The sequence below is a fragment of the Pantoea sp. ICBG 828 genome, assembly GCF_002928355.1.
Classification (GTDB): Bacteria; Pseudomonadota; Gammaproteobacteria; order Enterobacterales; family Enterobacteriaceae; genus Pantoea; species Pantoea dispersa.
In genome coordinates this window covers 583959-596359 of sequence record NZ_POWN01000003.1, presented here as the reverse complement: position 1 = coordinate 596359, position 12401 = coordinate 583959, and the positions used below count along the sequence as shown (strand labels likewise).

General features: G+C 56.5%; 12 protein-coding genes. All 12 read right to left on the bottom strand.

Translation table 11 applies throughout. The features are described from left to right. Positions 1-22: 22 nt before the first annotated feature. The 12 genes from rnhB to frr all read right to left on the bottom strand — a co-directional run bounded on the left by rnhB (position 23) and on the right by frr (position 12370). Complete coding sequence (gene rnhB, locus C1Y43_RS10420) at positions 23-649, bottom strand: ribonuclease HII (RefSeq protein ID WP_104188150.1); 627 nt, start codon at positions 647-649, stop codon at positions 23-25. Beyond that, positions 642-1790, bottom strand: a complete 1149-nt coding sequence (gene lpxB / locus C1Y43_RS10415) for a lipid-A-disaccharide synthase (protein ID WP_104188149.1) — start codon at positions 1788-1790, stop codon at positions 642-644. Before lpxB ends, rnhB begins: the two co-directional genes overlap by 8 nt. Positions 1791-1793: 3 nt before the next feature. Further along, positions 1794-2582 carry an acyl-ACP--UDP-N-acetylglucosamine O-acyltransferase gene (lpxA, locus tag C1Y43_RS10410; protein ID WP_021507480.1) on the bottom strand — a complete coding sequence of 263 codons (789 nt, stop codon included), beginning with the start codon at positions 2580-2582 and terminating at the stop codon, positions 1794-1796. 3 nt (positions 2583-2585) lie between these two features. Beyond that, the gene (gene fabZ / locus C1Y43_RS10405) at positions 2586-3041 is read right to left on the bottom strand and encodes a 3-hydroxyacyl-ACP dehydratase FabZ (RefSeq protein ID WP_013507953.1); all 456 of its coding nucleotides are present in this window, start codon (positions 3039-3041) and stop codon (positions 2586-2588) included. Positions 3042-3235: 194 nt separating this feature from the next. Further along, entirely contained in the window at positions 3236-4261 is a 1026-nt protein-coding gene (gene lpxD, locus C1Y43_RS10400; RefSeq protein ID WP_104188147.1) for a UDP-3-O-(3-hydroxymyristoyl)glucosamine N-acyltransferase, read from the bottom strand. A gap of 3 nt (positions 4262-4264) precedes the next feature. After that, the gene (skp, locus tag C1Y43_RS10395) at positions 4265-4762 is read right to left on the bottom strand and encodes a molecular chaperone Skp (RefSeq protein WP_021507482.1); all 498 of its coding nucleotides are present in this window, start codon (positions 4760-4762) and stop codon (positions 4265-4267) included. 113 nt (positions 4763-4875) lie between these two features. Next, the gene (gene bamA / locus C1Y43_RS10390) at positions 4876-7287 is read right to left on the bottom strand and encodes an outer membrane protein assembly factor BamA (protein WP_021507483.1); all 2412 of its coding nucleotides are present in this window, start codon (positions 7285-7287) and stop codon (positions 4876-4878) included. Between the two features lie 51 nt (positions 7288-7338). Then, positions 7339-8688: a sigma E protease regulator RseP gene (gene rseP / locus C1Y43_RS10385; RefSeq protein WP_058759530.1), complete on the bottom strand. Its 1350-nt coding sequence runs from the start codon at positions 8686-8688 to the stop codon at positions 7339-7341. A gap of 12 nt (positions 8689-8700) precedes the next feature. Then, the gene (gene cdsA / locus C1Y43_RS10380) at positions 8701-9558 is read right to left on the bottom strand and encodes a phosphatidate cytidylyltransferase (RefSeq protein WP_010616187.1); all 858 of its coding nucleotides are present in this window, start codon (positions 9556-9558) and stop codon (positions 8701-8703) included. Positions 9559-9576: 18 nt separating this feature from the next. Beyond that, a complete protein-coding gene (gene ispU / locus C1Y43_RS10375) occupies positions 9577-10329 on the bottom strand; it encodes a (2E,6E)-farnesyl-diphosphate-specific ditrans,polycis-undecaprenyl-diphosphate synthase (RefSeq protein ID WP_104188145.1) in 753 nt (250 codons plus the stop codon). 165 nt (positions 10330-10494) lie between these two features. After that, positions 10495-11697: a 1-deoxy-D-xylulose-5-phosphate reductoisomerase gene (gene ispC, locus C1Y43_RS10370; protein ID WP_059010413.1), complete on the bottom strand. Its 1203-nt coding sequence runs from the start codon at positions 11695-11697 to the stop codon at positions 10495-10497. 115 nt (positions 11698-11812) lie between these two features. Continuing rightward, positions 11813-12370: a ribosome recycling factor gene (frr, locus tag C1Y43_RS10365; protein WP_021507488.1), complete on the bottom strand. Its 558-nt coding sequence runs from the start codon at positions 12368-12370 to the stop codon at positions 11813-11815. Positions 12371-12401: the final 31 nt, after the last annotated feature.

The window sequence follows — 12401 nt, the reverse complement described above, 5'->3', positions numbered from 1 at the left end:
CGGTTAAAACAGCGTCAGGCTATTAAAGCGTAGTCGGCTGGCGCGCGGCCAGCACATCAGCATCAATCAGGGCGTTACGCACCGGCGCAAAGCTGCGGCGGTGGTGAGGTGTGGCACCAAACTGCGTCAGTTTTTCCATGTGCAGCGCGGTCGGATAGCCTTTGTGCTGGGCGAAACCGTACTGCGGAAACAGCAGGTCCAGCTCGGCCATTTCACGGTCGCGCGTGACTTTGGCGATGATCGAGGCGGCGCTGATTTCCCGCACCAGACTATCGCCCTTCACCACCGCCTGCGACGGCATCGGCAGCGCCGGACAGCGGTTGCCATCAATCAGAACAAAATCCGGTGCAATATGCAGACCGGCAACCGCGCGCTGCATCGCCAGCATGGTGGCGTGCAGGATGTTCAGCTGGTCAATCTCTTCCGGCTCAGCGCGGCCCAGGCTCCACGCCAGCGCTTTCTCTTTGATTTCATCAAACAGCGCAAGGCGGCGTTTTTCAGACAGCTTTTTGGAATCCGCCAGGCCGGCAATCGGCTGCGCCGGATCGAGGATCACGGCGGCGGTCACCACGGCACCGACCAGCGGGCCACGTCCGACTTCATCAACGCCGGCAATCAGCCGGGCATCAGGATAAATAAATTCAGCCATTGGCAATCTCCAGTACCGCATCCGCCGCCTGTTCGTCGGCGTTCCAGCGAATCTGCTGATGCAATTGGGTGAAAGTGGCCAGCAGCGCGTCACGCTCCGGACCGGCATGCAGCAGCGGCTCCAGCGCCGCAGCTAACGCTGCAGGCTGGCACTCCTCCTGCAGCAGCTCCTGCACCAGTTCACGGCCGGCCAGCAGGTTAGGCAGCGAAACGAACAGGGTTTTCACCAGCCGCTTCGCCAGCCAGAAGGTGAACGGCTTCATACGATAGCCCACCACCATCGGGCATTTCGCCAGCATGCACTCCAGCGCTGCAGTGCCGGAAGCCAGAATCGCCGCGTCGCTGGCGATCATCGCCTGGCGCCCTTTGCCATCCAGCAGGTGCATCGGCAATTCCGGCGCGACGCTGGCTTTGATCTGCTCGAACTGCGCGCGCCGCTTCGCGTTAACCAGCGGCACTACGATCTCCAGCGCCGGATAACGCTGGCGCAGCAGCTGTGCAGCGCGCAGGAAATCAGCGCTGAGCATCTCCACTTCCGCGCCACGGCTGCCCGGCAGCAGGCCGAGGCACAGCGCATCATCAGCGATCCCTAATTCACGCCGCGCGGCCAGTTTGTCCGGCTGCAGCGGCATCGCATCGGCCATGGTGTGCCCGATAAAGCGGCACGGCACGTTGTAGCGATCGTAAAACGCTTTTTCAAAAGGCAGAAACGCCAGCACCAGATCGGTGTTGCGGCCAATTTTGAACACGCGCTTTTGTCGCCAGGCCCACACGGAGGGACTGACGTAATGAATGGTGCGAATGCCGGCACGCTTGAGGTTGCCTTCCAGCGTGATGTTGAAATCCGGGGCATCGATGCCGACGAAGACATCCGGCCGCAGCTCGGTAAAGCGCTGGGTTAAATCCTTGCGGATGTGCAGCAAACGGCGCAGGCGGCCAAGCACCTCAACGATGCCCATTACCGCCAGCTCTTCCATCTCGTACCAGGCTTCGCAGCCTTCGGCCTGCATCAGCGGACCGGCAACGCCAACGAAGCGCGCGTCAGGATGGCGCGCCTTCAGCGCACGAATCAATCCGGCACCAAGAATATCGCCGGAGGTTTCTCCGGCGACCAGGGCAATCGTTAAGGGACGCACTGACATGAATTAACGAATCAATCCACGGGTAGAACGGGCAAAGAAGTCGTAGAAAGGCTGCACTTCGCTATGAAGTTTGGCCAGTTCTTCAATCTCCGGCTTCACTTCATCCAGCGTTTTACCGCTGCGGTACAGCAGCTTGTACGCGTTACGAATGGCGTGCAGTGCTTCTTTGCTGAAGCCACGACGCTTCAGGCCTTCGATATTGACACCGAACGGCGTGGCATGGTTGCCCTGCGCAATCACGTACGGCGGCACGTCCTGCGCGACGCCGGAACAACCGCCTACCATCACGTGGGCACCAATGGTGCACCACTGGTGCACCGCCGTCACGCCGCCGATGATGGCAAAATCATCCACGGTAACGTGGCCGCCCAGCGTTACGTTGTTGGCCAGAATACAGCGATTGCCGATCACGCAGTCATGGGCAATGTGCGCATTGACCATCAGCAGGTTGTCGCTGCCGACTTTGGTCAGCCCGCCACCCTGCGTGGTGCCACGATGAATGGTGACGCTCTCGCGGATGCGGTTGCGATCGCCGACTTCAACGCGGGTCGGTTCACCGGCATATTTCAGATCCTGATTCACTTCGCCAATCGAAACGAACTGGTAGATCTGGTTATCTTTACCGATACGCGTGTGGCCATTCACCACCACGTGCGATTTCAGCACCGTGCCTTCGCCAATTTCCACGTTCGCTCCGACAACACAAAACGGACCGATTTGGACGTTGGCGCCGATCACCGCACCTTCTTCAATGATGGACGTTGGATGGATGCTGGCGGTTGAATCAATCACTAATTATGCCTCCCGGCTACGGGCACACATCATGGTCGCTTCACAGACAATCTTACCGTCTACGGTTGCCACGCCTTTGAAGCGCGTCAGGCCACGGCGGGTCTTCTCGAAGGTGACTTCCATGATCATCTGGTCGCCCGGCACTACCGGACGCTTGAAACGGGCTTCGTCGATACCGGCGAAATAGTACAGCTCGCCCGGTTCCAGTTTTCCAACGCTTTTAAACGCCAGAATACCGGTCGCCTGCGCCATCGCTTCCAGGATCAGAACGCCTGGGAAAATCGGTTTACCAGGGAAGTGTCCCTGGAAAAACGGTTCATTAACAGAAACGTTCTTTACCGCACGCAGATATTTATGCTCTTCAAATTCCAGCACGCGGTCAACCAGCAAAAACGGATAACGGTGCGGCAGCAGTTCTAAAATCTCTTCAATTTTCAGAGTATGCGTTTCAGTTGTCAAAATACTCTTCCTGTCCTAAAAAATCTGATGGCAACAATAACACGGCCTGCACCGATCAAAATGATCTTTCGCAGGCCGCAAATCAGTTCAGTGGCGTTTCGCTTACCATGATACCTGCTGCCGCACTCTGGTTAACCCCGAGGTGAAAGAAGGTACGCTGCTTTATTATGAAAGCGGGTAGAGCCGGGATGTGCTCAGTCGTCTTTACCGACCTTGCGTTCGATGGCTTTTAAGCGTTTGCTCATGTCATCGATGTTCATCACCAGCGCTGCCGTTTTACGCCAGGTTTTGTTGGGTTGCAGCGGGATACCCGATGAGTATACCCCAGGCTCTGTGATGGGACGCATGACCATGCCCATGCCGGTTACCGTCACTTTGTCACAGATTTCCATATGGCCGTTAATGACGCTGGCTCCGCCAATCATACAGTAACGCCCAATCTTCAGACTACCCGCCATGATCACACCACCGGCAACCGCGGTGTTATCACCAATCACGACGTTATGCGCAATCTGACACTGGTTGTCTATGATAACACCATTGCCGATCAGAGTGTTATCCAGCGCACCGCGATCGATCGTGGTACAGGCACCAATTTCTACCCGATCGCCAATCACCACGGTGCCCAGCTGAGGAATTTTCACCCAGTTGCCGCGGTCGTTAGCATAACCGAAACCATCGGCACCAATCACGGTGCCAGACTGAATCAGACAATCCTGACCAATCTGAATCTCATGATAAATCGTAACGTTGGCCCACAGACGGGAACCACGGCCAATGCGCGAGCGCTTGCCGACAAAGCAGCCGGCGCCAATCACCACGTCATCACCCAGCTCAACGCCGGACTCGATGACCGCGTTAGCGCCCACCGAGACATTGTTCCCCAGCTTCGCGCTCGGATCGATCACGGCGCTGGGCGCGATATTTTGCGCGGGCTGCGGCGTGGTGTCCAGCAGTTGTGCCATGCGGGCATAAGTCAGGTAAGGGTTTTTCACCACCAGCGCGGCGGTTTTACACCACTCCAGATCCGCTTCCGTCAGCACCACGGCTGAGGCCTGAACCTGTGCGAGCTGCTCGCGGTAGCGGCTGTTGGCAAGAAAAGTGATTTGACCAGGGGTGGCGGATTGCATAGAAGCAATGCCGGAGATGGCGATATCGCCATCTCCGTGCAATTCTGCATCCAACTGCTGGGCTAAATCAGCCAGTCGAATTGATGACATCGATTATTTAACCTGTTTCAGCACGTCAGCAGTAATGTCTTTCGCGTTAGAAGCATAGGCAACGGCATTGGCGTCGATTACCACGTCATACCCTTCGCTGTCCGCCACTTTCTTCACTGCGTCCTGAATACGGCTCAGCAGTTTGTTACGCTCTTCCATCTGACGACGGCGGTTATCCTGATCGAAAGCCTGCGCTTTCGTCGAGAATGCTTCGCGCTGTGACATGATGTCTTTTTCCATGCGGCTGCGGTCGCTGGCCTTCATGGTTGAACCATCGCGCTGCAGTTTCTGCATTTTAGTCTGCAGATCGCGCTCCTGGCTCTGCAGCTCAGTGGCACGGCCCTTGAATTCGTTTTCCAGCTGTTTAGCAACGGTCGCACGTTGCGGTAACTGTTGGAAAATGCTGGACACGTTTACCACTGCAATTTTGTCAGCAGCCTGAACGCCCGCGGAAACCGCTAAAGCAAGACCCAGACCTGCGGCACACAACAACTTTTTCACTATAAACTCCTTACCATCAACGTTTGTGTCAGCGACACAGTGTTGGCATCGTCCGGCTCCCGTCTGGCGCCGGCGCGATGCCGTACTACGACTCTGCTTCCGTGCTCAGAACCTTACCAGGTTTTACCGATGTTAAACTGGAACTGTTCTGCTTTGTCTCCCTCGACTTTCTTCACTGGCTGTGCGTAGGAGAACACCAGTGGTCCAAGTGGCGACATCCACTGCAGCGCAAGACCGGCAGAGACGCGAATGTTGTTCGGGTCGCTGTAGTCCGGAATGCCCGCCGCGCGGGTTTCCGCGGTGTTCTGCCACTTGGTATCCCAGACGGTACCGGCATCCATAAATACCGAGGTACGTACTGAGTTTGCATATTTTTCGCTCAGGAACGGCGTTGGCGTAATCAGTTCAAGGCTGGCGATCGCCATGGCGTTACCGCCCACCGCATCGTCAGACTTACAGATGCCGTCCGGATCGGTCAGATTACAGCTCGACGAACGATCGTTCAGGTAAGCGGCTTTCGGACCAATGGTGTTGGACTGGAAGCCACGCACGGTGCTGGAACCGCCGGCGTAGAAGTTCTCATAGAACGGCATCTCTTTGCCACCGAGTCCGTCACCGTAGCCAACACGGCCACGACCCAGCACCACCCAGGTGCCATCACGGTTCAGCGGCACGTACTGCTGGGTGTCCAGCGTCGCTTTATAGAACGAGTTATCAGAGCCCGGAATGGTCACTTTACCGTTCAGGTTGGTACGGTTACCGCGCGTCGGGAAGAAACCACGATCGAGCGTGTTGTACGTCCAGCCGTAGTTGAAGGTGAAGTCATCCGCAGAGAAATCACCGTCATCATTCAGCCCCTGATGACGACCCACCGAGTCAAGGTAACGCCACATCGCCACCTGCGGACGCATGTTGGACAGGTCATTGTGCACATAACCTAAGCCGACGCGCAGCGTGTTATTTTCGTTAACCGGGAAGCCGAGCGTACCGTCCACACCGTAACTTTTGTTGGTGTAGTCGGAGAGATCAGCATCATCCGCTTTAAAGTCGTTGTAGAAGAGGCGGCCGCCGAGGCTCACACCGTCCACCGTGAAGTACGGATCGGTGAGTGAGAATTCTGCGTAAGTCTGGTAGTCGTTCTTGGTACCGCTAATGCCGACGGTATTACCGGTGCCGAGCCAGTTCTCCTGGGTCACGCCGACCTGGAAGCTGACGCCACTCTCAGTACCGTAACCCACACCAAAGTTGAAGGTACCGGTGTTACGCTCTTTGACTTTGTAAACCACGTCAACCTGGTCTGGCGAGCCCGGAACGCGCTGGGTATCAACGTCCACGGTTTCGAAGTAACCGGTACGGTTCAGGCGCTCTTTGCCCTGATCGACGAGGTCGCTGCCCAGCCATGCGCCTTCCATCTGACGCATTTCGCGGCGCAGTACGGCATCTTTCGAAGTATCGTTACCTTCAAAACGCACTTTACGCACGTAGTAACGGTTACCGGCATCAACGTTGATGTGCAGCTTAACGGTTTTATCCGCATCGTTGATTTCCGGCTGCGTCACCACGCGTGGATAGGCGTAGCCATAACGGCCCAGCAGCTTCTTGATGTCATCTTCCATCTGGGTGACTTTGGTGCCGTTATACAGCTCACCGTTAGGAATCTGCGTCAGGTGCTCAATTTCCGCCGAGTGGCCCGCCATGCTGCCGTTGACGATCACGCCGGCAATCTTGTACTGATCGCCTTCAGTGATGTTGACGGTGATGTAGATGCCTTTCTTGTCCGGCGTCAGGCTCACCTGCGTGGAATCAATATTGAAACGCGCATAACCGCGATCCAGATAGAAGCTGCGCAGGGTTTCGAGATCGCCCGCCAGTTTCTGTTTCTGGTATTTACGATCGCCCACCACGTTCCACCACGGCACTTCATCGCGCAGCTGGAAGCGGGAGATCAGTTCGTCTGAGCTGAACGCTTTGTTGCCGACAATGTTGATCTGCTGGATCTTGGCCGATACGCCTTCCTGGAAGACGAATTTCAGATCGACACGGTTACGCGGCAGCGGCGTCGCGATGGCTTTGACGCTGGCGGTATATTTACCGACGCTGTAGTAAAAGTCCTCCAGCCCCTTCTCGATGGAAGAGAGCGTGGTGCGGTCAAGCGCTTCGCCGACGCGCACACCGGAGGCCTCAAGGTTCTCCTTCAGCTGATCCTCCTTCACCGCTTTGTTACCGGAGAAGGTGATGCTGGCAATGGTCGGACGTTCCTTCACCTGAACAATCAGGGTGGTGCCGTCACGCAGAACCTGGACATCTTCAAAGTTACCAGTAGCGAACAGTGAGCGAATGGTGTTTCTGATGTCATCATCATTCACCGTATCACCGACGCGTACCGGCATGCTGAGCAGAGCCGCGCCGACGGCGACTCGCTGTAGACCTTCGAAATGAATGTCCTTCACTACGAAATCGTCTGCACCGTAAACGGTGGCGCTGCTAAACAGCAGCGACGCTATGAGCAACTTTTTCATCGCCATCGTTGTTATGCGTTTTCCTAACACATCCCGCGCCTGTCTGCGTTCCAGCGATTACAGGCGAGAGAAATCATTGAAAAGTGCAAGCCCCATTAAAAGCACCAGCAAAATTGAGCCGATGCGATAACTGAAGTCCTGAACTCGCTCGGACACCGGTCCACCTTTGATCTTTTCGATCGCCAGAAAGAGCAGATGTCCACCATCTAAAACCGGCAGAGGGAACAGATTGATGATCCCTAAGTTGACGCTAATCAGCGCGAGGAACATCAGGTAATAAATCACCCCATATTCAGCTGATAATCCGGCACCCTGCGCAATCGAAATTGGCCCGCTCAGGTTATTCAGCTTGACGTCCCCGGTTATCAACTTGCCCAGCATCGAAACCGTCAGCTTCATCAGTTGCCAGGTTTTGACACCGGCTTCACCAATCGCGGCGAAAGGTCCGTACTGTTTTACCGTTTTGTACTCATCCGGCAGCGGGATAACACGCGGGATCACCCCGGCAAAACCTTCCGCTGCGTTGCCCGGTTTCGCTTCCGGCGTTAGCGTCAGCGTTAACGGTTCACCGTTACGCTCAACCTCCAGCGCCATGTTTTTGCCGGGATTATCCCGAACCTGAGCCGCAAAAACCTGCCATTGCGTTAATGGCTGACCATCGACTTTAACGATCCTGTCGCCGGCTTGCAAACCGGCAGCACTTGCCGGTGAACGCGCCTGCACTTCTGCCAGCGTGGTTTCGATTTGCGGCCCGCGCGGTCGAATACCTAAAGCGACCACCGGGTCCTGTTTGTCCGGTTCAAATTGCCAGTCACGCAGATTGAGCTGTTTCTGCTGCGTCGCCTGCTGACCAAACTGTGACACGGTCAGCGTGGCGCTGCTGTCGCCGATTTTACCGATCAGCGCCAGGCGCACAGCATCCCAGTCAGGCGTTTCGATACCGTCAACCGCTTTAAGTTCCATGCCGGAGGTAATTTGCGCTTCTGCCGCGACGGAACCGCTCATAATTTCGCCGACCACCGGGCGAACACCCGGCACACCATGGATGAACACCACCCAGTAGGCAAACACGGCAAAGATGAAATTGGCGATGGGACCGGCGGCAATGATTGAGGCACGCTGCAGCACGGTTTTATTGTTGAAGGCCTGATGACGCAGCTCAGCGGGCACGCTCTCTACGCGCTCGTCGAGCATTTTGACGTAGCCACCGAGCGGAATCAGCGCGATCACGTATTCCGTGCCCTGGCGGTCAGTGCGACGCCACAGGGCTTTGCCGAAACCGATCGAGAAGCGTTCTACTTTGACACCGCAGCGACGCGCCACCCAGAAGTGGCCGAACTCGTGCACCGTAATCAGCACGCCGAGCGCCACGATAAAGGCGACAAAACTCCAGAGTATGCTCAACATCGTCGCTTATCCTCAGAGGGTGCGGAACACCAGCAGCAGCAGGCAGGCAAATACCGGCACCGCGGCTGTCAGGCTATCAATGCGATCGAGGATACCACCGTGCCCCGGAATCAGGTTACCGCTGTCTTTGATACCGGCTTCACGTTTGAACATACTTTCCGTGAGATCGCCCAGCACGGAGGCCAGCGTGGCAATCACGGCGCAGATAATCAGCGTGCCCGGCGCCACCGATAGCGGGGCCAGCAGCGCAAACAGCCAGGCGATAATCGCCGATGACAGCAGTCCGCCAAAGAAGCCTTCCCAGGTTTTGCCCGGCGAGACTTTCGGCGCCAGCTTATGCTTGCCGAACAGACGACCAAACATGTAAGCACCGGAATCCGCGCCCCAGACGAGGAACATCACGAACAGCAGCCACCAGGCGCCGGCGAAATGGTCGGTGTCATAGTGATACTGGCGCAGCGCCATCATGCCCCAGAAGAACGGCACCACGGTCAGCACGCCAAACAGCAGGCGCAGCGGACGCGATGCGCGCCACAGCGCAGCGGAGGCCGGATAAAACAGCACGAGAAACAGCGCGACAATCCACCAGCCCAGCGAGGCCCAGAGCGAGCTCTCCATCTGGAACTGGTGCAGATTACGTTGATAGGGTTGCAGGGTGAACAGCATCACCGCCAGCAGCAGGCCGCATAGCACCGCCAGCCAGATACGCTGCTGACGCGTTGCCATCCCCGCCAGCTGCCCCCACTCCCAGGCGGCAAGCATGCAGATGATGATGGTGGTAATCGCAAAACCGGACAGCGGCAACCAAAACAGAGCAGCGATCACCAGCGGAATCAGAATAAACGCGGTGATCAGACGAGACTTCAGCAAAGGTTACCCCCAGGTTGCTCAGGCGCCGCCTGGTGCAGCGCCGCCATAGCGTCGCTCCCGCAGAGAGAATGCATTCAGTGCACCTTCAAAAACGTGTTCATCAAAATCAGGCCAGAGAACATCGGTAAACCAAAACTCAGCATAGGCGATCTGCCACAGCAGGAAGTTGCTGATCCGATGCTCTCCCCCGGTCCTTATCACTAAATCCACCGGCGCCAGCTCCTGCATACACAGATGCGGAGCCAGACTATCTTCAGTTATCTGGTCAGGACGTAGCAGTCCTTCCTGAACCTGTTCAGCCAGTTTTTTTACACCCTGGATAATATCCCAACGGCCGCCATAGTTGGCAGCAATGTTGAGGGTGAGTCCATCATTTTGCTGAGTCAGTTCCTCGGCGCGGCGAATGCGTTCCTGAATGCGGTTATTGAAACGGCTGATATCACCAATAATGCGCAGACGCACATTGTGCTTGTGCAGGCTTTTGACTTCGCTGTCGAGCGCCCAGACAAACAATTCCATTAAGGCCGTCACTTCCTGTACCGGTCGGCTCCAGTTTTCACTGCTGAACGCATAGAGCGTGAGCGCTTCCAGCTTGTTGCTGACCGCAAAGCTGACAGCCCGGCGTACTGATTTTACCCCGGCTTTGTGGCCTGAAATACGCAGTTTGCCCTGATTTTTTGCCCAGCGACCATTACCATCCATAATGATGGCCACGTGACGTGGCGTGCAGTACGACCCGTCATCGATTGTATTGTGATTGTTGGACGACATAACGCGTAATAATTCCTTTCATCAGAAATGCTGTGGTTTCTGAATACATTGCGCCTGCGGCAAACGCCGGTAACCTCACCGGATGACATCGAAACAATGTCGGGCCGTAAAACGCGAGCGAGCGACTATACCATTTTCACCCTGAGCGAACAAATAGCGCCACCATCAACCGGCTAAACGAAAGCGCGGCAGCAACGCCGTGGCCCGCACGCGTGCGATCCGATCAATCTCCATCACGTCATCCACGCTGCCCGGCTCCTGACACTGCAGGGTTGCCAGCACTTCACTGTTGATGGCCGCGATATCGGTAAAGCGAATCTGATGCTGCAGAAATGCCGCTACCGCGACTTCATTGGCTGCGTTCAGCGTGGTGGTGGCCGCCTGTCCGGTTGCGCATGCATCGATTGCCAGCTTCAGGCAGGGATAGCGTTCGTAGTCCGGCTCAGCAAACGTCAGCGCCTTCATTCGGGTGAAATCAAGCGGCGTTACGCCTGCGGTAATACGTGCCGGCCAGGCCATGCTGTGGGCGATTGGCGTGCGCATATCGGGTGAACCCAGCTGCGCCAGCACGCTACCGTCGCAGTATCGCACCATGGAGTGAATCACCGACTGCGGATGCAGGATGACCTCCATTTGTGCGTCGGTGGCGTTAAACAGCCAGCGGGCTTCAATGTATTCAAGACCTTTATTCATCATGGTGGCCGAATCAACGGAGATTTTACGCCCCATTGACCAGTTCGGATGCGCACAGGCCTGATCTGGCGTCATAGCGGCCAGCTCGGCTAATGGCGTGTCACGAAAAGGACCACCCGATCCCGTAAGGAGAATCGACTCGATGCCATTCTCCCGCAGATCAGCGTACCCCAACTGATGCTGTATGGAAGCGGGCAAACTCTGAAAAATGGCGTTGTGCTCGCTGTCGACCGGCAGCAGCTGCGCCTGATGCTGGCGTACCGCCTCCATAAACAAACGGCCGCATGTGACAAGCGATTCTTTATTGGCAAGCAGGACGGTTTTGCCGGCGCGAATGGCGGCCAGCGTCGGTTGTAAGCCGGAAGCGCCCACAATGGCGGCCATTACCTGATCGACCTCATCCAGTGCGGCCAGTTCGCAGGCGGCCTGAACGCCGGAGAGCACTTCCGTATCGATGTTGAGTGCTTTCAGTCGTTCACGCAGCGCCGCAGCGGAAGCGTCGTCGGACATCGCCGCGTAGCGCGGTTTAAATTGCTGACACTGTTCGGCCATCAGCGCCACATTCTGACCGGCCACCAGCGCAGTCACCTGATAGAGCTCAGGATGCGCCGCCACTACCGCCAGCGTGCTGGTGCCAATTGAGCCGGTCGAACCCAGCAGAGTTAATCGCTTCATGGTGCTGTCCCTGTGAAGTCGTGGTGCGCGCCCGCGCGTACGCCGGGCACAATGTAAAACGCCGCCAGAGTCGTACTACGTCTCTGAACGGCGTTTTGTCAGGCAAATGACGGAATCAGAATTCCATCAGTTCCTTCTCTTTCTCGGCCAGCGCCGCATCAACGTGCTTGATGCGAACGTCGGTCATTTTCTGGATCTCGTCCTGCGAGCGACGTTCGTCGTCTTCGCTGATCTCTTTGTCTTTCAGCAGCGCCTTGATCTTGTCGTTCGCGTCACGGCGCACGTTGCGCACAGAAACACGGCCCTGCTCGGCTTCGCCACGCACAACCTTGATCAGATCTTTACGACGCTCTTCGGTCAGCGCAGGCAGTGGAACACGAATGTCGCTACCGGCTGAGCTTGGGTTGAGGCCGAGGTCAGAAGCCATGATGGCTTTCTCGACTGCCGGACCCATTGAGCGATCGAACACGTTGATTTTCAGCGTGCGTGAATCTTCAACGGTGACGCTGGCCAGCTGACGCAGCGGCGTTGGCGTACCGTAATATTCCACAACGATGCCGTCGAGCAGTGAAGGCGAAGCACGACCGGTGCGCACTTTGCTGATGGTGTTTTTGAATGCTTCCACGCATTTGTCCATGCGCGTTTCAGCATCTTTTTTAATATCGTTAATCACGTTGAAACCCTTGGATTCGGTTTGACCTGGC